This window comes from Lentzea sp. NPDC051838 (assembly GCF_040681245.1).
Taxonomy (GTDB): Bacteria; Actinomycetota; Actinomycetes; order Mycobacteriales; family Pseudonocardiaceae; genus Lentzea.
The window spans coordinates 1,016,523-1,039,562 of sequence record NZ_JBFAYI010000001.1 but is presented as its reverse complement, the minus strand read 5'-3'; the positions used below and the strand labels follow the sequence as shown (position 1 = coordinate 1,039,562).

Here is a 23,040-nt window from a genome sequence, read left to right as displayed (position 1 = left end):
CCGGCGAGCCTATTGGGTTTTCAGTCGGAAACCCGCTGCACCAGCGTTTCGACGACGTCAGCGGGCGTGGGCATGGCCGCGATCTCGTCGGCCAGCCGGGCGGCGGAGGCTCTGATCGCCGGATCCTCCAGGCACCGCCGAACCGTGTCCGGCACTCCAGCGACGTCGGTCGTGACCCCGGCTCCCACCGCCGACACCCGCTCGGCCTGGCGTGGCTGGTCAGCCCCCTGCGGCACGATCACCAGCGGAACTCCCCGCGCCAGCGCGGCCAGCGTCGTCCCCGCACCGCCGTGCGTCACGATCACGTCGACGTCCCGGAGCAGGTCGTCCAGCGGCACGAACGACACGAACGTGACCCGCTCCCGGACGTCCGCGTCGAAGTCGGTGGCCTGCGCGCCGCTCAGCGTCGCGACGATCTCGGCGTCGAGCGGATCGAGCGCGCGCAGCAGTGGTGACAGGGTCGAGGCACTGCCGAACACGGTGCCGAACGTGACCACGATCCGCGGCCGGGTGCCCTTCGGTGGCACCACCACGTCCGACTCGGCACGATGGGCTTCCGGTCGCACGAACAACCGCTCGACCGGCGGTGCCCAGCCCGGGTAGTTCAACGTCGGCGGGCACGTGTCGAGGTAGGCCAGGGGAGGAGCCGGGACCAGGCCGCGGGGTCCGTAGTGGGTGGCGGCGCGTTCGTTGAGCTGCGAGGTCTTCTCGTCAGGCCGCCGCGTCCCGTACGCCAGCATCGCCCACGGCGCGCCGACCGCGGCGGCGACCAGTGGTGCGAGGAAGTCGGCGATGTCGCAGACGACGAGATCCGGTTTCCACGTCCTCGCCACCTCGATCGCGTCGTCCGCGGCCATGTCCAGTCGCGTGCCGGCGAAGTAGTCGAGCTCGCCCTCGAAGGTGACGCCCGCCAGCAGGTCGACCCCCGTCCGCCGCCGGATCTCCTCAATGACGTCCATTTCGGACGGTACCGCCACGAACAGCTCGACGTCCTCGCTCTCGACGAGGTGCCGCGTCGACTCGGCGGTCAGCACGGCGACGTCGTGGCCCGCCTGCCGGAACGCGCGGGCGAGGGGCATCAGCGGCAGCAGGTGGCCGTGACCGCCGGCGGACGAGAACAAGATCCTCATGCCCGCGACGCTACTGACGTTGCGGGTGGGTTGCCCGGGATCTGGGGATGCCCCTCATGAACGATAGCCTCTATAGCTTCAGTGCAGACTAATGTCAGACCTCCGCGCCAGAATGGGTTTCGTGCTCCAGGTGGTCCGGCAAGAAAGCGCAAGGGATCGGCATCGCGGCGGCTGTGGTGACGATCGCGACCATCTCCGACATCACCAGCCGTGGGCGAGACCGGTGTCGCGGAGGTGACGCGGCCGCCCAGCAGCTCACCGAACCGGTGCGGGCGACCTGACGTCGGCCTGCGCCTCCAGATGGTCTGGCAGCGAAGCGCGGTAGATCGGCATCGCCGCCGCCGTAGTCACGATCGCGACCGCGACCAGAATGGCGAACATCTCGGAGGTCACCAGCCCGTACGCGAGACCGATGTTGATGAAGATCAGGATCATCAGGCCGCGCGCGTTCATCAGGCCGCCGACGGCTGAGGCGTAGCGCCACGAGTAGCCCTGCGCCTTCACCACCAGGCCGCAGCCGAGGTACTTGCCGGCGAACGCGGCCAGCATGATCACGGCGAGCGGGAACCACAGCGTGCCGCCCGCGCCGAAGCCGGAGACCTGGGTGTTGAGGCCGCTGAAGGCGAAGAACACCGGCAGCAGCAGGATCGAGTTCAGGTCGGTTAGCTTGGTTTCCAGCTCGTGCCGCACGACCTTCGACTGAGGCATCGCGAGGCCGGTGATGAAGCCGCCGAACACCGAGAACACGCCGATGTAGTCGGTGTACCAGCCGGCCAGCAGCACGACGAGCAGGATGATCGCCATCATGTCGCGGCTGAGCTTGCCGTCGCGTTCCGCGCGTTCGCCGAGCTTGGCGAGCCACTTGCGGCCGACGGTGAGCATGAGCACCGCGAAGATCGACGCGCCGAGGATCGTGCGGAGTGCGCCGGACGGGCTGCCGGACGCGCCGACGGCGATGATCAGGGCGAGGAAGGCCCACGCCACGGCGTCGTCGATCGCTGCGGCCACCAGGGTCAGGCCGCCGATGGGGGTGTTGGCGATGCCGCGTTCCTGCAGGATCCGGGCGAGCATCGGGAACGCGGTGATCGACAGGGCGCCGCCGACGAACAGCATGAACACCCACAGGCGCGAGCCTGCAGGGCTGAGCGAGTCGAAGAAGATCACCGCCGTGCCCGCGCCGAGCAGGAACGTCGGCACGATGCCGGACACCGCGAGCACGCCGGCCTTGCGCGCGTTGGCACCGGTGGTCAGCTTGTGGTCCAAAGAGGACCCTACGAGGAACATGTAGAACGTGAGGCCGATCGTGCTGAGCACGTACAGGGTGCTCTTGACGTCGGCGGGGAAGAGCTGCGCCTGCACGCCAGGGGCGACGGCGCCGAACAACGCGGGTCCGAGCAGGACGCCGGCGACCATCTCGCCGACGACCCTGGGTTGCCTGACCAGCATGGCTAGCCGCCCGCACACGGTGGTCGCGACGAGCACCACCGCCAGCGCGGCGAAGACCTGCAACGCGAAGTGGATCTGGTTCACCGGGATCTCCTTAGTGCCGGACCGGGCAACCCTGCGTGTCGTGCGTGTCGAAGTACCTCGTCGCCGGCCGCAGCCGGTGGGCGTGCAGCACCATCGCGGTGCCGAGCACGAGCTGGACGACGCTGCGCCCCGCGTCCTCCCAGCGGTCGCGCACGCGCATCCAGCGCAGGCTTGGCACCGAGCCGTCGCGGACGAGCAGGCACGGGCCTCGGCTCGGCAACGACCGGGTGTGGGTGACCGAGGAGTGCGGCGTGACTCGGCGCAGCGTTTCCCGAGTGGCGGCGCGCATGATGATCGGGGCGAGCCGCCACGCCGGGCAGGGGCGGTTGGCGGCGATGCCGAACGGGATGTGGTGCTCGTTGCGCGCGGCGGTGTGCTCCCAGCGGCTCGGGTCGAACTCGTGCGGGTTCGCGTACCCGGTCGCGTGGTAGGCCGGGTAGTTGAAGCACAGCACCGAACCCGCGGGGAACTTCGTCCCCTCGTCCAGCTCGATGTCCGCGGTGGTGATGCGGTGCGCGATGCCGAACAACGGGTACAGCCGGAACGTCTCGTCGAGCACGTGCGCGAAGTACCGGTCGTCGTCGACCCGTTGCGCCACATGGGGATGCTGGGCGAGCGCGAGCAGCAGGTGTGCCATCGCCTCGGACATCTGCACGACGGCGGTGTTGAAGTAAGTGCCCTGCAGGTAGTGGACCTGCTCGACAGCCGAGAGGGTCGAAGGCAACGGATGCCGCACGTCCGGGAGCCGGTGCGCGAGGTAGCGGGTCAACCGGGCGCGTCGGGACGGATGACGCAAACCCGTGCACTTCAACGAGGTCACGACGTCGTCGGCGTGCTCGACGATCAGGTCACGGGCGAAGCGCGGGCACGGCTCGCCGAACACCAGCTCGTAGAAGAACTCCGCCCACACCGGCATCATCAGGTCGCGCAGCCGGACGTGCGTGACCGGCTTGGTGATCACCTCGTCCAGCACCTTCGCCGTGCAGCGGGCTGCCGCGGCTGACAGTTCGTCGCTGGACCCGGCGAGGAAGGTCCGCGTCGCCCGCGCCACGTCGTCGTAGCGCGGCCCCGCCTCCAAGTGCTCCTGGTGCACCTCGGGGCCGGGGGAGAGCCAGTACCAGAACAGGTCCGACAGCCCCGCGCCCTTGCTGCGGCCGTTCGCGGCGGGATGCGCGTAGAGCTCCTCGAAGCGGTCCGGGCCGACCTGCGAGTTCGGGAACGTGATCGCGTTGTCCCCGTTGACCTTCTCGAACACCTTGGCGCGCAACGACACCACGAACTGGCTCAGCATCGCACCACCACCATGTCGCGCGTCAGGTCGCCTCCACACATCGCCAGCACGTGCTCGAACTCGTCCCGCAGCACGTCCAGCACCGTCCGCACCCCGGCCGAGCCGTCCGCCGCGAGGCCCCACAACACCGGTCTGCCGATCCCGACCGCCGACGCTCCCAACGCCAGCGCCAGAGCGACGTCGCCGCCACTGCGGACACCGCCGTCCAGCACCACCGGAATCCGTCCGGCAACGGCCTCGACCACCGCGGGCAACGCGTCCAGTGCCGCCGGGACCAGGTCGAGCTGACGTCCGCCGTGGTTGGACACGAAGATCCCCAGCCCGCGCTCGGCGGCGAGCCTGGCGTCGGAGGGGTGCAGCACTCCCTTGAGCCACAACGGAAGTGAGGTCAACGAGCAGATCCGTTCGACGTCGTCCCACGAGAACGCCGCCATCTCGATCTTCCGCAAGCCCGGCGTGCCCAGATCACGCATGTTCTCGGCCGCGAGACCAGAGGGCAGGTCGTGGAAGCCGTGCGCGATGTCGCGCCGGTGCCGGCCGAAGACGGGGGAGTCGACCGTGATCACCAACGCCGCGCAGCCCGCCTGTTCCGCGCGCCGCACCAGCGCTTCGGTGACCTCGGCGTCCGGCTGCACGTACAACTGGAACCACACCGGCCCGGTCGCGGCCGCCACGACATCGGCGATCGGCACGGTCGACGCCATGCTCGACACGAGCACGGTGCCGTTCAACGCCCGAGCCGTCGCGATCTCGCCCTCGGGGTGGGCGAGCCTGTGGAACGCGGTCGGCGAGATCAGCACCGGAAACCCGAAATCCCGCACGTCCCCGCGCAACACCCGTGGCAGCAGGGCAAGGCGCCGGAACGCGGCCTCGTTCTCGGCGAGCACGACCTCGTCCCCGACCCCGCCCGCGAAGAAGTCGTAGTGGACGGGGTCGAGCACCGCGCGTGCCTTCTCGTGGAGATCCGCGAGCAACGGGTTCACCTCAGGTACGCCCGCAACGGCGCGATGTGGACGGCCTCGCTGTCCCACTCGTTCTCGAGGTTCTCGGTCAGGTGGTGCTCGTCGACCAACGAGCCACCGCGGAACCGCCGCACGACCGGATGCAGGTAGCGTCCGTCGAGCCCGCTGGTGTCCTCTTGGGACGTTCGCCCCGCGGTGATGTCGAACGGGTTGACCTTGTCGTGGTCCGCGCCGTACTCCAACGTCACCGCGAGATACTCGGAGACCTCCCCGAAGTCGCCGCGCGCAACGGCTTCGTGCAGGTGTGCGACCGGCACCTCCTCCACGTACCGCACGCCGTCGGGCCCGAAGAGCACCGCGTCCGCCATGAACGCGAACAGCTGCCACAGCGCGGAAGTCCGGTTGACCCGCTCGATGATCGCCTCGGTGACGCCGCCGGGCTCGACCGCACGGCTCGGCCAGTCCACGCCGTGATACCGCTGCTCGTGGATCCGGTGCAGCGCGCGAACCCCGTACCGGAACCCGTGGATGAACCCGCTCGTCGACTTCCTGAAGTCGCGCGCCTGCGTGATCGTGCCCGCGAAGAACAGGTCCGGCACGTTCGCCGACTCCCACGCCGCCGTCTGGTCCGGGAACCGCGAGTTGATCGTGAGCTGCGGCCGGCACTCGGGCGCGAAGATCGAGGCGTCGAACCGGAACCCGGTCGCGAGGATCACCCGGTCGTACCGGATCTCCTTGATCACCTCGTTCACCCGCTGGAAGCTGACCTTCACCAGGTAGTCGTCGCCGTCGCGCCGGATGCCGACGATGTGCCCGTCCAGCACCGCGTTCTGCGACTTGAGCTGGTAGGTGTCGAGGAAGTTGTTGTTCACCGCCCGCAGATGCCCGACGAAGTGCGTCTGCCAGGCCAGTTTCAACGAGCCCGGCCCGGCGACGTGGATCACCGACGCCGTCTCGACCAGAGCGTCCGCGGTCTCGAACGCCGAGTTGCCGCGCCCGATGATCAGCACCTTCTGGTTCACGAAGTCCTGCGGGTCGACCGAAACGTCGTAGTACAGGTCGGCGTGCTCGACCCCGTCGATGTCCGGCACGTTCGGCTTCGACACCCCGGTCGCCGCGATGACCCGCTTCGCCCGGTACGTCACGCCGTGCTGGTCGCGCACCACGAAGTCGTCCGGCCTGGTCACCGACACGACCCGCGTGTCGTACCGGATCGGCAGGTCGTTCTTCACCGCGAAGTCGCCCAGGTACCGGACCATGTCGTCGGCCTGCGGGAAGTAGCGCGGCGTGTAGCCGGTGAAGAGCAGTTCGGGATCGTCGCTCAGCAACGAGTTCCAGTCGACGCGCAGGTTCAGCTCCGGGTCGTCCCAGCCCGTGTACACCTTGTTGATGGAGATCAGCTGGCGGTGCCGGGGGAAGCGGGTGAAGAACGTCCCCGCCGCCGCACCGGACTCCAGCACCAGATGATCCCGCCCGGCCCGTTTCATCAGGTAGGACGCCTGCAACCCCGCCGGACCGGCGCCGATCACGAGACACTCGGTCGAAACCTCGCTGGACACTGGGCTCTCCTTCACGCTGTGAGCTGGCGCTTGTCGGGTTTGCCGCTGGGCGCGACCGGGGGTTCGGCGATGGCGGTGACCTGCACCGGAGCACAGGCCGCGCCGAGCCGTTCGGTCACGAGCTTCTGCAGCTCTTCGAGCTCAGGCACCCGATCGGCTCTGGGCACGACGAACGCGTGCACCGCCTCGCCCGTCTCGTCGTCCGGCACCGCGACCACGTAGGCCTCGGCGACGTCCGGGTGCTCCGCGATCACGTGCTCGATCGGGCCGATGTAGTGGAGGTTGGCGTTGACGATCACGACGTCGCGCGCCCGCCCGGTCAGGTGCAGGTAGCCGTCGTCGTCGAAGTGGCCGAGGTCGCGGGTGCGAACCCAGCCGTCCACGAACACTTCCGCTGACTCGTCGGGATTCGCCCAGTACGCGCCGGCCTGGCCTGGCGTGCGGACGAACAGCTCGCCATCGCGGATCTCCACATCAACTGGCGGTTTCCCGACCGTGCCGGGCGGATCGGACGGCCTGGCCATCGAGATCATGCCGGTCTCGGTCTGGCCGTAGCCGTGGAACAGCACCGGTCCCAGCACTTCCAGGGCCTCGCGGTGGCGTTCGGTCGTCAGTGGCGAACCCGAGACCAGCAGCGCGCGCAACGACGACAGGTCGGCGGGGGAGCGACGTTGGCTCGCGACGAGCTTCGCCAAGCCGGGCACGGTGATCACGCGTGCGGTCGCGCGGAGGCGGGTGATCGCGTCGGCGGGGTTGTCCGCGACGACGATCGTGCCGCCCGCGGTCAACGTCAGCACCGCGTACTCGAACATCACCTGACTCGACAGCGACCCGAACACGAGATAGCGCTGCAGCCGAGACGCGAGCTCCCGGATCGCGGGCGGCCAGGCGTCGGGGTGGGCGGCCCAGGCGTTGGTCATGGAGGCGTAGGTCTGCGCACAGGCCTTGGGAGCGCCTGTGCTTCCGCTGGTGTGGATCAAGCGTGCGAAGTCGTCCGGCCTGCCGTCGCAACGAGGTTCTGTCGCTTCACCGAACGGAATGTCGTCGTCACGTACGACGAGTTTGATGTCCAGCCCCAACAGGTGCTGCACCTGGGCCTCCGTGAGCCCCGGCCGCACACCCACGACCCGCGCTCCCACCACATGTCCCGCGAGGATCGTCGCGAAGGCCTCCGGGTTCACGCCTTGCCGCAGCGCGAGGCCGTCGCCGGGCCCAACCCCGTTGGCGCGCAACCCGGACGCGATCCGCGCGACCAGGTCGAGCAGCTCCGACCCCGTCACCACGCGGGTGCCGTGCTCGAACACCGGTCGGTCCGCGGCGGCGCCGAGCACGTCGAGCACCGCCCGCGGGAACGGCTCACGCGCCGGCAAGGCATTCCTTCACGAAGACGACCAGCGGCTGCTGGTGCACGTCCGGGAAGTCCCAGTGGTTCTCCAGGTTCTCGGCGAGGTGGTGGGTCGCGGTGAGCTCGCCGTGCCGGTAGTAGCGCACCACCGGGTGCAGGTAGCTGGCCTGCGCCGCGTTGGCCGCGTCGTTCTCGGCGACACGGGGGATGTCGATGTCGAACGGGTCGACGGTGTCGTGGTCCGGCCCGTACTCCAGCGTCGTGATGAACCGGTGCTCCGCCGCGCCGAGCCCGCCGTCCGCGACGTACGAGACCGGCACCTCCTCCTCGTACCGGGCCTCGCCGCCGGAGACCGTCACGACGTCGCCGATGACCGCGAACTGCTGCCACAGGCACGAAGACGTGTTGACCCGCGCGATGAACGCGTCGCTGATCGCGTCCGGTGACACCTCCAGCGGCGTCGAAGGCCACGAAACCGAGTGGTTGCGGGCGGACAGGACGCGGTGCAGCGCGCGGGCGCCGTAGCGGAAGCCGTGGATGAAGCCGCTGGTCGACTTCTTGAAGTCACGGGACTGCGTGATCGTGCCCGCGAAGTACAGGCCGGGCACGTTCACCGACTCGAACGCCGAGGTGAGCTCCGGGAACCGGTCTTTGATCACGAGCGACGGCCGGCAGCCGTCGGAGAAGATCGAGGCGTCGAACCGGAACCCGGTGCACGCGATGATTCGGTCGTACTCCAGCTCGCGCAGCTTCTCGACCGTGCGCGCGTACCGGAACTGGATCCGGAACCCGCCTTCCGGCCGAGGCTCGATGCGTTCGATCGTGCCGTCGATGACCGCGTTCTCGGACTTGAGCTGGTAGGTGTCGAGGAAGTTGTTGTTGACCGCGCGCAGATGCCCGACGTAGTGCGTCTGCCACGCCAGCCTCACCGAGTGCGGCCCGGCGACGTGGATGACGGCCGCGTGCTCGACCAGCGCGTCGGCGGTCTCGAAACCCGAGTTGCCCTTGCCGATCACCAGCACGCGCTGGTCGGTGAACGACTCCGGGTTCGTGTCGAACGTGTCGTAGCGCTCGACGTGCTCGATGCCCGGGATGGACGGCACGTAGAGCTGCGAGACACCGGTGGCCATGACCAGGTTCCGAGCCTGCCACGTCCGTCCATTGTGGTCGGTGACGACGAACCCGTCGGAGTCACGCGAGACGCGCGTGACATCGATGTCGTAGTGCACCTTGAGACTGGCCGCGCAGTCCTGCAAGTACCGGACGATGTCGTCGGCGTCCGGGAAGTACCTGGGGCTGTAGCGGGTGAACAGCAGGTCCGGGTCGTCGAGCAGCAGCGAGTTCCAGTCCATCCGCATGCGCTGCTCCGGGTCCGTGAACCCGGTGTGGACCTTGTTGATGGAGATGAGCCTGCGATGCCGGGGAAAGCGGGTGAAGAACGTGCCGGCCCCGCTGCCGCGTTCGAGGACGGCGTAGTCGCGACCGTCTCGCGCGAGCAGTGCGGCGAGCTGCAAACCGGCCGGTCCCGCGCCGATGATCAGGTAGTCGTGGGCCATGCACGGGGAAGCTACCCACGCGATCTCAGAACTTTCTGAGATCGACTGCCTACCGTCCGTGCCGTGACTGTGGACCTCGGTTCGCCCCTGACCGCCGCGCACCTTCTCAGCGCCGCGGATCTGCTGCCCGTGCACCTCGGATCCGCTGTGCGGGAACGGGTTCAGCGAGGCCGCGACCACCTGCGCACCGTGCTGGCCGACGACGAACGCCCGGTGTACGGCGCCAAGACCGGTTTCGGTGCCCTGGTGGGCTTCGCCGGCCGGGCCTCGGAGGCTGACCAGTGCGACAACACCCTCGCACACCTCGGCGCGGGCCAAGGACCCGACCTGCCGCTCGACGTCGCCCGTGCCTCGCTGCTGGTCCGCACCTGGTCGCTCGCCCAGGGCCTGTCCGGCGTGTCCGCGCACGTCGTCGAGGGGCTCGCCGAGATGTTCGCGACCACGTTCGTCCCGGCGATCCCGCGCTACGGATCCGTTGGGGCGAGCGGAGACCTGATCCCGCTCGCCTACGCGGCCCAAGCCCTGCGCGGCCGCGGGCACGCCTACTTCGACGGCGTTCGGATGCCCGCAGCGGACGCGCTCGTCGCCGCCGGGCTGAAGCCGTTGGAGCTGGACGGCCGAGACGCACTCGCCCTCGTCAACGGCACATCGGTCACGACAGCGGCTACTTCCCTTGCGCTGTCGTCCATTCGCGCGTCGCACCACGCCGTCGCGGACCTGACCTGCCTGCTGGCGGACGTTCTCGGTTGCGATCCCGGTTTTCTGGACCCGCGCCTGATCACCGCGTTCGGCCACGCGGGCGCCACCTCTGTGGCCGCGCGGATGCGGGGGATGCTCGAAGGCGTCGAGCCGAGCGGTGACCGGCCTTTGCAGGAGCCGTACAGCCTCCGGTGCTCGCCGCAGCTGCTCGGAGCGGCCGAGGACGCGTTGCGCTACGTGGACGGCGTCGTCACCGCGGACCTCGGGGGAGTGAGCGACAACCCGTTGTTCTTCCCCGACGACGACCTGGTCGCCCACGGCGGCAACTTCTTCGGCCAACCCGCCGCGTACGCCGCCGACGTGCTCGCCATGATCACCGCGTCCGTCGGCAACCTGGCCGAACGCCAGCTCGACCTCCTGGTCGACCCCTCGCGCAACACCGGCCTGCCGCCCATGCTCGCCGCCGGACCCGGTCAGCAGCACGGCTTGCAGGGCGTCCAACTCGCCACCACCGCGTTCGTCGCGGAGATCCGCCGCAACGTCCTGCCCGCCAGCACCCAGAGCCTGTCGACCAACCTGCGCAACCAGGACGTGGTGCCGTTCGGGACGCAAACCGCCCTGCGCGCCTACGACCTGGCCGAACTCCTCCACCTCCTGGTCGGCTCGCTCGCGTTGGGACTCCGCCAAGCAGCGCACGTAGGAGCCAGGCGCCCAACCGCAGCGAAATGCGCGGAGTTGCTGGCCGCGCTGGAGAAGGCCATCGACCCGATCGACCCCGACCGGCCCTTGGACGAGGACGTCCGCGCCGCCGCAGACGTGACGATCATCTGGTCCGCCCGCTCTTGACGAGGGGAGCTTTCATCAACGCGAGGGTGGTGAAAGCTCCCCTCATCAATGTCACGGGCACGCCGAAGCGATCTTCTCCCGCAGCGCCGAAGGAGTCTGCCCCGCCGTGGGCAGCCGCAAGGTGAACCGCGCCCCTCGCCCCGGATGCCCGACCGCCTCCACGGTCCCGCCGTGCCCCGTCACGATCTCCCGTACCAACGCGAGCCCCAGCCCGAACCGCTTCTCACCCTGCCCGTGCTGGAACCGCTCGAACAGCCGCTCGGCATCCCGCGGCTCGAACCCTTCACCGGTGTCGGCCACCGTCAGCTCCACCTGCCCCGCCACCGACCGGACGCGAACAGAGATCCGCCCGCCCTCGGGCGTGTGGCGAACCGCGTTGGCCAGCAGCTCGTCCACCGCACGCCGCAACGCCGTCTCGATCCCGTTGACCACCAACGGAACTCGGGCACGCTCAACCGCCAGCACGATCCCGCGCTCAGCCGCCCGCTCGCTCTCGCCGCGCACCGCCGCGTCCGCGACCGCCACGAGATCCACCGCCTGCCCGGCAGACCGCCCGCTCAACTGCGCCGACAGCAGCAGATCGTCCACGACGTCCCCGAGCCCGCGAATCGACCGGGCCAACGCGTCCAGGTTGTCCCGGTGCCCGTCCGGCAGATCGGTCGCCGCCTGCAACAACTGCGCCCGCAGGTACGCCCGCGCGATCGGCGTCCGCAGCTCGTGGCTCGCATCGGCCACGAACCGCTGCTGCCGCGCCAACGCCTCCGCCAACGGTCGAACGGTCCGCCGCCCCACGCTCAACCCGATGAACGCAGCCACGAGCAGCCCCGCCACCAGCGCGATTCCCAACGCCTGCACCAAGTGCGTGCGGTCGGCCAGCAGATACCGCATGTCGAACACTGACTGCACGACGGTGCCGTTCGAACCGGGCGCGGTGAGCACCATGTACTTCGTGCCGTTCGCGGACACGTCCCGCGAGATCGGACCACCCGCGTTCAGGTCGTCCCGCAACGGAAAGCCGGCCGGCACCTCCAGCGGACCGAGGTCGACCACCCCGTCCTCCAGCACGAACACCCACGCGCACTTGGGAGCGATCCCAGGAACGCCGAACCGGGCGTTGTACTGGAGCTCGCGCGTCACCTGCGACTCCTGCGCGTGCACCATCACCACGTACGCGATAGCGCCGACGAACGTCACCATCACCGTGATCGCGAGGCCCACCAGCACGCTGACCCGCAGCCGCGCCCGCCGGACCTCCGCGCGCTCAGCGTCCCCCCACGAACTCACAAAGCCCCCAACCGGTAACCGACCCCCTGAACCGTGTGGACCACGGTTCTGCCAACCTTGGACCGCAGGTAGTGCACATAGGTGTCCACAATGGACGGCGATGGTGCGTCGTGGAACACCGTCCGCCGCAGCGACGCCCGCGTGTGCACCGTCTCCGGATGCGTCGCCAGCACCCGCAGCAACGCGAACTCGCGCGCCGTCAACGGCACCAGCTCGCCGTCGGGCAGCACGACCCGGTGTTGTTCCAGCTCCAGCTGACCAGCGCCGATCCGCAGCACCGCAGCCAGTTCCGCGGCACGACGGGACAACGCCCGCAGCCGCGCGGTCAGCTCGCCCAGGTCGAACGGCTTCGCCAGGTAGTCGTCAGCTCCCGCGTCGAGCCCGTCGATCCGGTCCCGCACCGATCCCATCGCCGTCAGCAGCAACGCCTGCGTGCGCACCGCCCGCGACCGCAGCCGCGCCAGCAGGTCGAGCCCGTCGAGCACGGGAAGACCGCGGTCGATGACCACCACGTCGTACGGCCGGGTGAGCGCGAGATGCAGTCCGCGCTGGCCGTCCAGCGCGATGTCCACGGAATACCCCTCACCGCGCAACACTGCGGCGAGCAACTCCACGAGCTCTCTGTCGTCCTCCACGAGCAGTAGCCGCACAAGACGAAGAATCGCACGCTCCCACGGCGTCCGACCAGGTCATCGAGGCAGTGCAACAGCCAATGGACAGCCGCCGATTCTGTTCACGAATGTGATACCGACAGCTCAGTGCGTCTTTCGCCGGGAGAACCGAGTGGCGATTCGGCGATAAACATGTGAATCACGCGCACGGCACGACCTGCGCAAGCGCGAAAGGTGTGAACAGGTCAGGCGCGCACGACCGCCGGCGCGGTGAACCGGCCGCCGACCCAGCCCGCCGTGGCGATGGCCCGCAACCCGTGGTCGCCTTCCTCCAACTGGCCGTGCGGACCCAGCACGTCAGCGGACGTACTGCCGTCGTGCCACCGCACCGGCAGCCTGCCGTGCCGCTCCAGGACCCCGGCGAGCTTGGACGTCAGCTTGGCGCTGCCGATGTGCACCCACCGGCTCGGGAACAGGTCCAGCAGGTCGAGCGTCGCCGGGCTGATCTCCGGCACGACCGTGATCCCGTTGTCCCGCCCGTACTCGACCAGGTCGCGCAACGCGTCCGGATCGCCCTCGGGGAACACGTGCATCACGTTGAGCTTGTAGGCGGCCATCTTGTCGATCGCCTTGCGCATCTCGGCGGGCGCCAGCAGCGCGCTCGACACGCCACGCCACGAGAACGCGGGGGAGTCCCGCACATCAGCCGCGCGCACCGTGCCGTCCGCGGTCATCAGCTGCCGGAACGACTGCACGCCGTACCGCAACCCGGCCTGCGTGCTGGCACGGAGCATCACCGCGGTGTTGCTGACCAGCAGCGCGTACCCCTCAGGACCGAGGCCGCGCATCGCCGGGTCGTGCGACACCATCAGCATGCCGTCCGCGGACTCCGCGAGCAGGTAGCCGGTCTGCCGGAAGACGAGTTCGCGCATCATCGCGGCCGCCGTGCGCGCCTGCCCGGTCACCCGGACGGCGACGTCCTCGGTCAACGTGAACGCACCCGTGCGACGGGGCGCGCTCGACGGCATCGGAATAATCACCGGTTTCCTCCCAGCGGACTAACGCAGGAGGTATCACGGGAGTTCCGGCAACCGCACGCTGAACGTGGTTCCCCGGCCTGTCGTGCTGATCACACCCACCGATCCGCCGTGCGCCTCGACGAGCTTGCGCACGATCGCGAGCCCCAGCCCGCTGCCGCCCGTGCTGCGCGCCCGTGACTTGTCCGCACGCCAGAACCGGTCGAACACGTGCGGCAGGTCTTCCGCCGAGATGCCCGAACCGGTGTCCGCCACGGAGATCACCACGTCGGAGCCTTCCACAGTGGCGCTGACCGACACCGAGCCACCGGTGGGCACGTAGCGGAGGGCGTTCGCGACGAGGTTGTCCAAGATCTGGCGCAACCGCAGGGCGTCCGCGACGACTACCAGCTCGCCCGGCGCTCCTGACAGCGCGTCCCCCGCCTGCGCCGACAGCGTGATCCCTGCCTGCGCCGCCCGTGCCTCGTACGCCGCCGCGACCTGCTCCAGCACCCCGCGCACCGGCACCGGTTCCAGGTGCAGCCGCAACGACCCCGCATCGGCCACCGCGAGGTCCTGCAGGTCGTCCACCACGTGCTGCAACACGAGCGCTTCCTTCAGCAGCAACGTCACCAGCGCCGGATCGAGGTCGCTCACCCCGTCCTCCGCGGCCTCCAGCCAGCCCCGGATGTTGCTCAACGGCGTCCGCAGCTCGTGCGCCACGTCGCTGACCATCGCCTTGCGCGCCTGCTCCAACTGCGCCCTGTTCGCCGCCATCGTGTTGAACGCCCTGGTCAGGCCCGCGATCTCGTCCTGGCCGCGCACCGGCACCGGCGGGATGTCTCCGCCACCCGACATGTGCTGTGCGGCGGCCGTCAACGCCCGCAGAGGCCGCGTGATCCGCGCGCCCGCGAACGCCGCCACCCCCACCGCGACCAGCAGCACCGCCGCGGCCGCCCCCACGACCTGCCAGCCGTTGCCCGACAACGAGATCGCGGCCGTCGGCGTGCCCGTGGGGTTCGTCAGGTAGAGCAGGACCGGCGGCGCCACGTACTGGGCGAGCTGCTCTTTGCGCGACGCGGCGACACAGGCCGCGACGGCGGGCTCGTCCGGAGGTGGCACGCCGCTCGACTGCTTCTGCGCCGGCGTGTAGTCGGGATCGAGGTCCACCGGTGGCAGCGACCTGCGCGCCAGACATGCGTTGACCAGGTCTTCGAGGTCGAGCAGCGCGTAGAAGTCGGCCCTCGTGTCGAACTGCAGCTCGTTGTCCCGGCAGTCGAGATCGGCCTCGCCCTTCTTGACCATCCTCAGGCAGAACAACGTGCCGGTGCGGTCCTCGCGCTCGCGGAAGTCGATCGGCGTGCGGAACGGCCCCAGCACCCGCTTGTCGATCCGGTCCGCGGGCGCGTCCGGCACCAGCACCGGGTCGACGGCCAGCGCGTCCACCACCGCCGCGGCCGTCGCGGGCAGCTGACCGCCGTCGCCACCCTTGTCCGCGACCGTTTTGCCGTCCTTGGTGACCAGCACGATCCGCCGGTTCGGGTGCTGCTCGGTGATCGAGGAGATCACGTAGTCCACTTCGGACCAGTCACGGTGCGCCGTGGCGTACTGCAGCAGCTCCGCGTAGATCCGGTTGTCCGACGCCAGCTCCCGGCCCTGCTCGCGCGCGATCGACGCCTGGGTCAGCTGCGTCGCGAGCCACGCCGTCGCCGCGATCGAGCACACCGCGATCAGCACCACGACGACGAGCAGGCGGGTGAAGACGCTACGGCGCATCGACGCGCCCGGCCGTGAGCTTGTAACCGATCCCGTAGACCGTCACCAGGTGCTCCGGCGTGCGCGAGTCGGTCTCGATCTTGCGGCGCAGGTTCTTCACGTGCGTGTCGATCGTGCGGGCGGTCAGGAAGCTGTCCCCGTGCAGGCGGTCCAGCAGCTGCTCCCGCGTGAACACCCTGTCCACTTCGGACGCCAGCACCTCCAGCAGCCCGAACTCTCCTGGCGTGCACTCGACCCGAGCCCCGCGCACGGTCACCTCGTGCCGGACGGGGTCCACCACGATCGGTCCGACCTTGAGCATCGGCGCGGGCCGGATGGTGCGTCTGCGCAGCAACGTCCGCACGCGCGCCACCAGCTCGCGCGGGCTGAACGGCTTGGTCATGTAGTCGTCCGCGCCGATGCCGAGCCCGTGGAGCAGGTCGTCCTCAGTGGACCGCGCGGTGAGCATCAGCACCAACACGTCCGAGTCCGCCCTGAGCGCCCGACACACGTCCAACCCACCCAGTCCCGGCAGCATCAGGTCGAGCACCACCAACTCGGGTTGCTGTGCGCGAACCACGTCGAGCGCGTCCCGTCCGTCGTGGACGACCAGGACCCGATGATGGTCCTGCTCCAGGTAACGGCGGACGAGTTCGGCCTGGTTCTCGTCGTCCTCCGCGACCAGGATGAGAGCGCTCACGGCCAGAGGATACGGACGCCCTCGGGGCGATCACCGGTTCGACACAGGATCCTCACAAGTGCCGAACAAGATCCACGGCATGCGCAACACCGTCATCGCGGCCACGTTGCTCGTCGTGGTCGTCACCGCCGCCGTGCTGCTGGTGCGCGCCCGGCCCGACGAACCCGCCGCCGCGCCACCACCGGCGACGAAGACCACGACCGTGCGGAAAGGAGACCTCACGAACACCCGCGTCCTGCAGGGCGACCTCGGCTTCGGCACGGCCCGGCCGGTCAAAGGAGCCACGGGCATCGTCACGAAGCTGCCGGCGGTGGGGCAGGTCACCGAGCTGGGCAAGGAGCTGTACCGCGTCGACGACCAGCCGGTAGTGGTGTTCATCGGCGCGACCCCGCTGTTCCGCGCCCTGGACACACCCGGCCTCAAGGGATCCGACGTCGCTGTGCTGATCGAGAACCTCGCCGCCCTCGGCTACCAGGTCGGGGTTCGCCCGAAGGACGCCGCGAAGGCCGAGCTCACGCCCGCTGTTGTCGATGCCGTCAAGAAGTGGCAGAAGGCGCTGGGCGTCGAGCAGACCGGCGTGCTGCAGCCCGGCCGCGTGCTCGTGCTGGACCGCCCGATGCGCGTCGCCGCGGTGAAGGCCCAACTCGGCGCGGCAGCGTCGGAGGAGCTCTTCGAGATCACCCCGACCACCCGCCTGATCACCCTGGAGGTGCCGGTCTCGGAGGCGGGCGCGGTCAAGGCCACGATGCCGGTGACGATCGTGCGCCCGGACTCGCGCGAGGTACCCGGCAAGGTCGCCTCGGTGTCGAGCGCGCCCCCTGCGCAGAACGGCGGCGGCCCGAAGACCGACATCACCGTCACACCCGACAACCCGGCCGACGTCGCCGACCTCGACACCGCCCCGGTCCGCCTCAAGTTCACGACCGAGAGCCGTACTGGCGTCCTGACCGTGCCTTTGGCCGCCTTGATTGCTTTGAAGGAGGGCGGTTATGCCGTCCAACTGCCTTCCGGCGCGTTGAAGGCCGTCAAGACCGGCCTGTACTCGCAGGACAAGGTCGAGATCTCCGGCGACGGCATCACCGACGGCCTCGAAGTGGTGACGGCCCAATGACCCCGGTGCTGGCCTTGCGCTCGGTCTCGAAGCACTACCCCGGCGGTGTGACGGCTCTCGACGACGTCTCGTTGCAGGTCGGCGCGGGCGAGCTGCTCGCGATCGTGGGCCCGTCCGGCTCGGGCAAGTCGACGTTGCTGCACCTCGTCGGCACTCTGGATCTACCTTCGTCCGGCACGGTGGAGATCGACGGCCAAGACGTGTCCACGCTGTCGGACCGGCGGCTGTCGGCGCTGCGGGGGAGCCGGCTGGGGTTCGTGTTCCAGCAGTTCCACCTGTCCGACGGCCTGACCGCCGCGGAGAACGTCGCCACCGGGCTCCTGTACGCCGGTGTGCGACGCAAGGACCGGCCCGCGCTCGCTGTCGCGGCGTTGGAACGGGTCGGCCTCGGGCACCGCGTCTCGCACCGGCCGCAGGAGCTGTCGGGCGGGGAACGTCAGCGCGTCGCCATCGCCCGTGCCGTGGTCAACAGCCCGTCGCTGGTGCTCGCCGACGAACCGACCGGCGCGCTCGACACCGCGAACGGTCAGGCGGTGCTGGAGTTGCTGGGGGAGCTGAACAGGCAGGGCACGACCATCGCGCTGATCACGCACGACAGGGACATCGCGGCGGCAATGCCACGTCGAGTGGAATTACGAGATGGGCGCATTGTCGCGGACACAGGTGCTGCTACCGGCCAGGTCGCCGATGCGAGTGCTGCCGGCTTCGGCGCGGGTCGGCTCGCAGAGGCCGCGACAGTTCAGTTTCCCCGGCCCCGGAGGAGCCTGTGATGAGCCGTCTCCTCTTCACGTCCTTCGCCGCGCTCGGCCTGGTCGTCGGCCGCCTCCTCACCAAGCTCACGAGGCGAGGCCGCCGATGACCCGCCTCTCCCCAGCCGACCTGCTCTCCCTGGGCTCCCTCGGCATCCGCACCCGCAGACTCCGAGCCGCCCTCTCCGCCCTGGGCATCGCCCTCGGCATAGCCACCGTCGTAGTCGTCACCGGCATCCCGGCGTCCAGCCAGCAAGCCCTCCTCGACGAGCTCACCGCCCTGGGCACCAACCTGCTCCGAGCCCAACCCGCCCAACGCCAGGAAGACCCGGTCCTCCTCCCCGAATCCTCCGTGGCGATGGTCCAGCGCATCGCCCCGGTGACCGCCGCGGCCGCCGTCGCCAACACCCACACCCGAGTCCGCCGCAACGACCTCCTCGACCCCGGCCACAGCTCGGACATCACCGTCCTGGCGACAACTCCAACGCTCCTCGACACCGTCAACGGCCACGTCGCGACGGGTGAGTTCCTGCCCCGCCCCGACTTCCCCTCGGTGGTGCTGGGCAGCGTCGCCGCGACCAGGCTCGGCATCCAGGACATCGCCGAGAAGCCCGCGATCTTCGTCGGCGACAAGTGGTTCACCGTCGTGGGCATACTCGCGCCCATGCCCCTGGCCCCGGACATCGAACGCTCGGTGCTCGTCGGCTGGGACGCCGCCCGCACCCAGCTCGGCTTCGACGGCCACCCCACGGTCGTCTACGTCAAGGCGCGCGAAGAGTCCATTGAGGACGTCCGTGCGGTCCTGCCGGCCACGCTGTACGGCGAAATCCCCGGCCTCGTCCAGGTGAGCCGCCCGTCCGACGCGCTGAAGGCCAAGCGCGCCACCCAGAACTCCTACAGCGCCCTGTTCCTCGGCCTGGCCGGCGTGGCACTGCTGGTCGGCGGTGTCGGCGTCGCGAACACCATGGTGATCTCCGTGCTCGAACGCCGCAGCGAGATCGGCCTCAGACGCGCTCTCGGTGCCACCAGAGGCCACATCCGTTCCCAGTTCCTCACCGAAGCGGTACTTCTCTCCACCCTCGGTGGCCTGGCGGGCACCGCGCTGGGTGCCCTCGGCGTCACCGGTTACGCCACCCTGCACCGCTGGCCGACCGTCATCCCGTTGCCAGTGCTGGCTTCCGGCGTGCTCGCGGCGTTCGTCGTGGGCGCCGCCGCAGGCCTCTACCCCTCCATCCGCGCCGCACGGCTCACCCCGACCCAGGCGCTCTCCGCGTAAAGGACATCCCGGAATGAAGAAGGCTTCCCTGGCCCTGCTGCTCCTCCTCGCAGCGTGCGGCACCACTCCCGCCAAGCCCGAGGTCGCATCCCTCTCCACACCGAGCAGCGGCGCCGCCCCGACGTCCGTGTCGCAGGAACAACGGCCCCGCGAACGCCTCGACATGACCCCGGAGGACGACGAAGCCCTCCGCGCCCCGTACGACCAGTGCCTCGCGAGCCATGGCCTGGACAAGAAGGGCCGCTCCACCGAAGGCCGCCCGCAGCCGACCAAGGAGGAGCAGGACAAGGCGCTCAAGGCCTGCGAGTCGAAGCTCCCGCTGCCGCCGTGGGAGAAGGACGTCAACAACCCCGAGGCGCTCGACTTCGCCAACCGAGTCGTGCAATGCCTGCGTGACAAGGGAGTCCGCTACGTCGAGGTCTACAACGAGCCTGGCGCCGACGCGGTCTCCTACGCGTTCGGCGGTCCGAACAACGATGCCGCGTCGATCACGCTCGGCCTCGAACACGCGAAGGAGTGCGAGATCGCGTCCTCCAAGAAGTAAGCTGGGCCGAAGGATCCGCTGGGGGGCGATCTCATGGACTTCGAACGCGAACTCGCCGACATCCGGTACTACGCGATCTTCGACGAGGGCGTCGGCAGCGTGGACCAGGCCTTCATGCTCGTGCGCAGACCGGACCGCGTGGGCGAGCAGAAGTACCTCGGCGTCGGCGCCTGGGTGCCGACGGACAAGCTCTACCGCCTCGGCAGCGGCAGGGACTGGACCGAGGACGCCGTCGAGATCAGCGAGGCCGAGGCACTCCAGCTCCGGCACGTGCTCGGCGTGCGCTGGGCGGCCACCCGCCACCACCACGTGATCTCCGCCGGCGGGACGCCGTTCGCTGTGGTCGTGTCCCCGAAGGAACCTCTGTCGTTCTGTCCGCAGCAGATCGACCTGCGCCTGCTCGGCGGGCTGACCGCGACGCGTCTGCTCGACGACGCCGCGCGGGAACCGACGTGGAGCGTCGAGACAGTGGACCTGGCCACCGCCACCGAGGTCCTGGCACGGCTGGAACAGCGGCGGCGGGAGGAGGGGCCGGACACCGGCAGGTACGCCGTGTTCCGGCATCTCACCGACATGCTCGACATGCACTCGGCCTCGGAGATCGTGCGGTGGCGGGGGCCCTGGCACAGGTACACGATCCAGCTGGGCGACTTCGAGGCGGATCACCTGATCACGCTGTTCGCGCTGAGGAAGGCGCGACGGCAGGCCGAGCCGGTCGGTGGCCATCAGCACTTCGCGGTCTTCAACCGGACCGAGGACGCGATGGACCTGCGCAACGCCCACTCGGTGATCCGCTCCACAGTGGACTCGCCGGAGCGGTGGGAGGTCTTCTTCCAGCCAGAACGATGGTTGCCCGCGATGAGACCGTCGGACCGGGCGATGACGGTGCCGCTCGGAGCCGAGGAGCTCGCGGCCGTGACCGCGAGGCTCGCGGCAGGCGACCCCCGTCACCTGCGAATCCGGTGTCGCATCAGGGGGCCCGTCGCGTTGCTGCGGCTGACCGGCACCACCGAGGAACAGTCGAACGACCTCGGCTGGGAGCCCTCGGACCTCCTCTCCCGGCTGCCGGGAGAGGAGTCGTGGTACGTCTTCGAAGAGGACGAGAAGACCCTGGACGGGCACCGTTTCGCGGCGGCGCAGCTGAACCGGTCCGTGCGGTTCCGCCAGGACGAGCGTCAGTACTTCGCGGTCTTCCCCACCCTCGAACCCGGCTTCGATCTCTCCCGCGCCGTGCTGGTGGCACGGCGGGAGGGGGAGGTCGAGGAGACGTACACCAGGTCCGGTGGCGGCTGGGTGCGGATGGACGAGGGGGACACTATCGACAGGTCGTTCCTCATCCGGTCCCTGCCCATCAGCCGCGAGGAGATGGAAAGACTGATCAGCTGAGCAGGTCCCGCACCCGAGGCACGACCTCGGTCCCGTACAGCTCGATCGTCCGCATCAGCGACTCGTGCGACAGCCCGCCGATCCCGTACTTCAGATCGAACCTGCTGGCACCCAGCGTCTTCATCGTCCGCGCCATCTTCTCCGCGACCGTCGAGGGCGACCCCACGAACAACGCCCCGTGCGGTCCCACCTCGTGCGCGTACGACTCAGGTGTAGGCGTGGAGAACCCGCGCGTCCTGCCGAGCCGCGAGATCACGTCGAGGTAGTGCGGCCAGAACTCCTCCCGGGCCTGCTCGTCGGTCGGCGCCACGTGGCCGGGGGAGTGGATCCCGATCGGCAACGGGTCACGGCCGAACTTCTCCAGCGCGTGCTTGTACAGCTCGGAGAACGGCGCGAACCGGCCAGGGTGACCGCCGATGATCGCCAGCATCAGCGAGAACCCGTAGGAGGCCGCGCGCACCACCGACTGCGGGCTGCCGCCCACGCCGATCCACGCCGGGAACGGCTCGGTGTACGGCACGACGTCCTGCTCGTGCAGCGACGCGCGGGTCTTGCCCTGCCACGTCACCGGCCCGCCCTTGAGGATCTCCGCGAAGAGATGGGTCTTCTCCTCGAACAGGTCCTCGTAGTCGGCGAGGTCGTAGCCGAACAGCGGGAACGAGTCCACACTGGACCCGCGCCCCAGGATGATCTCCGCACGCCCGCCCGACACCGCGTTCAGTGTGGAAAAGCGTTGGAACACGCGCACCGGGTCATCCGAGCTGAGCACCGTCACGGCGGAACCCAGGTGGATGTCGGTGGTACGGGCGGCGATCGCGGCCAGCACCACGTCGGCCGCCGACAACGGCATGTCCGGCGTGTGGTGCTCGCCGATGCCGAAGAAGTCGAGGCCCACCTGGTCGGCGAGCACTCCTTCCTCGACGAGGTTGCGGATGGTCTGGGCGTGCGTCAGCGGCTTCCCGTCGGCGTCGAACGTGACGTCGCCGAACGTGTCGAGTCCGAACGTGGTCATGACAGCTCCTTCACGAACTTGCCGAACAGCGGGCTGCCGGGTTCCAGCAGCCGTCCGTCGAACAGGGAACCCACCGGCACCGGCTCGAAACCGATGCGGGACAAGAACTCCGACACCACGCGCAGCGCGTCCGGCGAGTCGCCGGCGAGCCCGACCGCGTGTCCGGCCGGTGGTTCCATGTCCTGGTAGGCGATGTGGTTGAGGGTTTTGACGACCTGCGCGCCGACGAGCCGCTGAGCGACTTCCTCGCTCGTGCCCTGCGGTTGGTCGGCAGGCGGCCAGTGGTTCATCGCGTCGATGACGACCTTGCCCGCGAACATCGCCGGTTCGAGTGACGGGAACCGGTGCCACGGGATCGCCAGCACCACCAGATCGGCGTCCGCGACCGCGTCGGCCGCGGACAGCGGCACCGCGCCCGGCGCGAGAAACTCGATGATCATCTCGATCCGCGACGGGTCGCCGGAGCCCGCGATGGTCACCGGGTAGCCCGCTGCCAGAGCGAGGCGCGCGATGACGGGACCGACGTGGCCCGCACCGAGAACAGCGATCTTCACAGCACACCCGACCCAGCTAGTTGACGTGTCATCGAAGCATAACCGGACTAGCCCCCGTTTATTCCGCCGGGGTGACGTACCAGACCGCCGTCACTCGACGCTCGCGAGCGGTGACCGGGCGCTC

The 23,040-nt window shown here is 69.4% G+C and carries 20 protein-coding genes; 6 read left to right on the top strand and 14 right to left on the bottom strand.

What is annotated here, in order from left to right; genetic code table 11:
* Positions 1-20: 20 nt before the first annotated feature.
* The 7 genes from AB0M24_RS04750 to AB0M24_RS04720 all read right to left on the bottom strand — a co-directional run bounded on the left by AB0M24_RS04750 (position 21) and on the right by AB0M24_RS04720 (position 9,373).
* Positions 21-1,130: a glycosyltransferase gene (locus AB0M24_RS04750; protein WP_363761077.1), complete on the bottom strand. Its 1,110-nt coding sequence runs from the start codon at positions 1,128-1,130 to the stop codon at positions 21-23.
* A 255-nt stretch (positions 1,131-1,385) separates the two neighbouring features.
* The gene (locus AB0M24_RS04745) at positions 1,386-2,660 is read right to left on the bottom strand and encodes a cation:proton antiporter (protein ID WP_363761075.1); all 1,275 of its coding nucleotides are present in this window, start codon (positions 2,658-2,660) and stop codon (positions 1,386-1,388) included.
* Positions 2,661-2,670: 10 nt separating this feature from the next.
* On the bottom strand, positions 2,671-3,951 hold the full coding sequence (locus tag AB0M24_RS04740; RefSeq protein WP_363761073.1) for a cytochrome P450: 1,281 nt from the start codon (positions 3,949-3,951) through the stop codon (positions 2,671-2,673).
* Positions 3,945-4,934 (bottom strand): alpha-hydroxy acid oxidase, encoded by a 990-nt coding sequence (locus AB0M24_RS04735; RefSeq protein ID WP_363761071.1) that lies wholly within the window; start codon positions 4,932-4,934, stop codon positions 3,945-3,947. Before AB0M24_RS04735 ends, AB0M24_RS04740 begins: the two co-directional genes overlap by 7 nt.
* Entirely contained in the window at positions 4,931-6,472 is a 1,542-nt protein-coding gene (locus tag AB0M24_RS04730) for an NAD(P)-binding domain-containing protein (protein WP_363761069.1), read from the bottom strand. Before AB0M24_RS04730 ends, AB0M24_RS04735 begins: the two co-directional genes overlap by 4 nt.
* A gap of 11 nt (positions 6,473-6,483) precedes the next feature.
* Positions 6,484-7,842 (bottom strand): fatty acid--CoA ligase family protein, encoded by a 1,359-nt coding sequence (locus AB0M24_RS04725; protein WP_363761067.1) that lies wholly within the window; start codon positions 7,840-7,842, stop codon positions 6,484-6,486.
* Positions 7,829-9,373, bottom strand: a complete 1,545-nt coding sequence (locus AB0M24_RS04720) for an NAD(P)-binding domain-containing protein (RefSeq protein WP_363761065.1) — start codon at positions 9,371-9,373, stop codon at positions 7,829-7,831. The genes AB0M24_RS04725 and AB0M24_RS04720 overlap by 14 nt, the downstream gene beginning before the upstream one ends.
* A 63-nt stretch (positions 9,374-9,436) precedes the next feature.
* Here AB0M24_RS04720 and AB0M24_RS04715 point away from each other — a divergent pair, with 63 nt between their 5' ends.
* Positions 9,437-10,918: an aromatic amino acid ammonia-lyase gene (locus AB0M24_RS04715; RefSeq protein ID WP_363761063.1), complete on the top strand. Its 1,482-nt coding sequence runs from the start codon at positions 9,437-9,439 to the stop codon at positions 10,916-10,918.
* A gap of 51 nt (positions 10,919-10,969) precedes the next feature.
* Here AB0M24_RS04715 and AB0M24_RS04710 read toward each other — a convergent pair whose 3' ends face one another.
* The 5 genes from AB0M24_RS04710 to AB0M24_RS04690 form a co-directional block, all read right to left on the bottom strand.
* Positions 10,970-12,202: a HAMP domain-containing sensor histidine kinase gene (locus AB0M24_RS04710; protein WP_363761061.1), complete on the bottom strand. Its 1,233-nt coding sequence runs from the start codon at positions 12,200-12,202 to the stop codon at positions 10,970-10,972.
* Complete coding sequence (locus tag AB0M24_RS04705) at positions 12,199-12,852, bottom strand: response regulator transcription factor (RefSeq protein WP_363761059.1); 654 nt, start codon at positions 12,850-12,852, stop codon at positions 12,199-12,201. The genes AB0M24_RS04710 and AB0M24_RS04705 overlap by 4 nt, the downstream gene beginning before the upstream one ends.
* A gap of 206 nt (positions 12,853-13,058) precedes the next feature.
* Positions 13,059-13,853 (bottom strand): glycoside hydrolase family 20 zincin-like fold domain-containing protein, encoded by a 795-nt coding sequence (locus AB0M24_RS04700; protein ID WP_363761057.1) that lies wholly within the window; start codon positions 13,851-13,853, stop codon positions 13,059-13,061.
* A 33-nt stretch (positions 13,854-13,886) separates the two neighbouring features.
* The gene (locus tag AB0M24_RS04695) at positions 13,887-15,605 is read right to left on the bottom strand and encodes a HAMP domain-containing sensor histidine kinase (RefSeq protein WP_363761055.1); all 1,719 of its coding nucleotides are present in this window, start codon (positions 15,603-15,605) and stop codon (positions 13,887-13,889) included.
* Entirely contained in the window at positions 15,595-16,284 is a 690-nt protein-coding gene (locus AB0M24_RS04690; RefSeq protein WP_363761053.1) for a response regulator transcription factor, read from the bottom strand. Before AB0M24_RS04690 ends, AB0M24_RS04695 begins: the two co-directional genes overlap by 11 nt.
* Positions 16,285-16,342: 58 nt before the next feature.
* On the opposite strand from AB0M24_RS04690, the gene AB0M24_RS04685 reads away from it, so the two are divergent.
* From AB0M24_RS04685 to AB0M24_RS04665, 5 genes are all read left to right on the top strand, one after another.
* On the top strand, positions 16,343-17,395 hold the full coding sequence (locus tag AB0M24_RS04685) for a peptidoglycan-binding protein (RefSeq protein ID WP_363761051.1): 1,053 nt from the start codon (positions 16,343-16,345) through the stop codon (positions 17,393-17,395).
* Positions 17,392-18,165: an ABC transporter ATP-binding protein gene (locus AB0M24_RS04680; protein WP_363761049.1), complete on the top strand. Its 774-nt coding sequence runs from the start codon at positions 17,392-17,394 to the stop codon at positions 18,163-18,165. The genes AB0M24_RS04685 and AB0M24_RS04680 overlap by 4 nt, the downstream gene beginning before the upstream one ends.
* An 85-nt stretch (positions 18,166-18,250) precedes the next feature.
* A complete protein-coding gene (locus AB0M24_RS04675) occupies positions 18,251-19,420 on the top strand; it encodes an ABC transporter permease (protein WP_363761047.1) in 1,170 nt (389 codons plus the stop codon).
* Positions 19,421-19,433: 13 nt separating this feature from the next.
* Complete coding sequence (locus AB0M24_RS04670; RefSeq protein ID WP_363761045.1) at positions 19,434-19,964, top strand: hypothetical protein; 531 nt, start codon at positions 19,434-19,436, stop codon at positions 19,962-19,964.
* 33 nt (positions 19,965-19,997) lie between these two features.
* Positions 19,998-21,350, top strand: a complete 1,353-nt coding sequence (locus AB0M24_RS04665; RefSeq protein ID WP_363761043.1) for a hypothetical protein — start codon at positions 19,998-20,000, stop codon at positions 21,348-21,350.
* Here the strand turns inward: AB0M24_RS04665 and AB0M24_RS04660 are convergent.
* Positions 21,343-22,362 carry an LLM class flavin-dependent oxidoreductase gene (locus tag AB0M24_RS04660; protein ID WP_363761041.1) on the bottom strand — a complete coding sequence of 340 codons (1,020 nt, stop codon included), beginning with the start codon at positions 22,360-22,362 and terminating at the stop codon, positions 21,343-21,345. The two genes, AB0M24_RS04665 and AB0M24_RS04660, sit on opposite strands and share 8 nt — an antisense overlap.
* On the bottom strand, positions 22,359-22,916 hold the full coding sequence (locus tag AB0M24_RS04655) for an NAD(P)-binding domain-containing protein (RefSeq protein ID WP_363761039.1): 558 nt from the start codon (positions 22,914-22,916) through the stop codon (positions 22,359-22,361). The genes AB0M24_RS04660 and AB0M24_RS04655 overlap by 4 nt, the downstream gene beginning before the upstream one ends.
* Between the last annotated feature and the right edge of the window lie 124 nt (positions 22,917-23,040).

Excerpts from the sequence above, each read along its gene's own strand:
- AB0M24_RS04750 (WP_363761077.1), bottom strand. The coding sequence starts at position 1,130 with ATGAGGATCTTGTTCTCGTCCGCCGGCGGTCACGGCCACCTGCTGCCG.
- AB0M24_RS04740 (WP_363761073.1), bottom strand. The coding sequence starts at position 3,951 with ATGCTGAGCCAGTTCGTGGTGTCGTTGCGCGCCAAGGTGTTCGAGAAG.
- AB0M24_RS04720 (WP_363761065.1), bottom strand. The coding sequence starts at position 9,373 with ATGGCCCACGACTACCTGATCATCGGCGCGGGACCGGCCGGTTTGCAG.
- AB0M24_RS04695 (WP_363761055.1), bottom strand. The coding sequence starts at position 15,605 with ATGCGCCGTAGCGTCTTCACCCGCCTGCTCGTCGTCGTGGTGCTGATC.
- AB0M24_RS04680 (WP_363761049.1), top strand. The coding sequence starts at position 17,392 with ATGACCCCGGTGCTGGCCTTGCGCTCGGTCTCGAAGCACTACCCCGGC.
- AB0M24_RS04675 (WP_363761047.1), top strand. The coding sequence starts at position 18,251 with ATGACCCGCCTCTCCCCAGCCGACCTGCTCTCCCTGGGCTCCCTCGGC.
- AB0M24_RS04670 (WP_363761045.1), top strand. The coding sequence starts at position 19,434 with ATGAAGAAGGCTTCCCTGGCCCTGCTGCTCCTCCTCGCAGCGTGCGGC.
- AB0M24_RS04665 (WP_363761043.1), top strand. The coding sequence starts at position 19,998 with ATGGACTTCGAACGCGAACTCGCCGACATCCGGTACTACGCGATCTTC.
- AB0M24_RS04660 (WP_363761041.1), bottom strand. The coding sequence starts at position 22,362 with ATGACCACGTTCGGACTCGACACGTTCGGCGACGTCACGTTCGACGCC.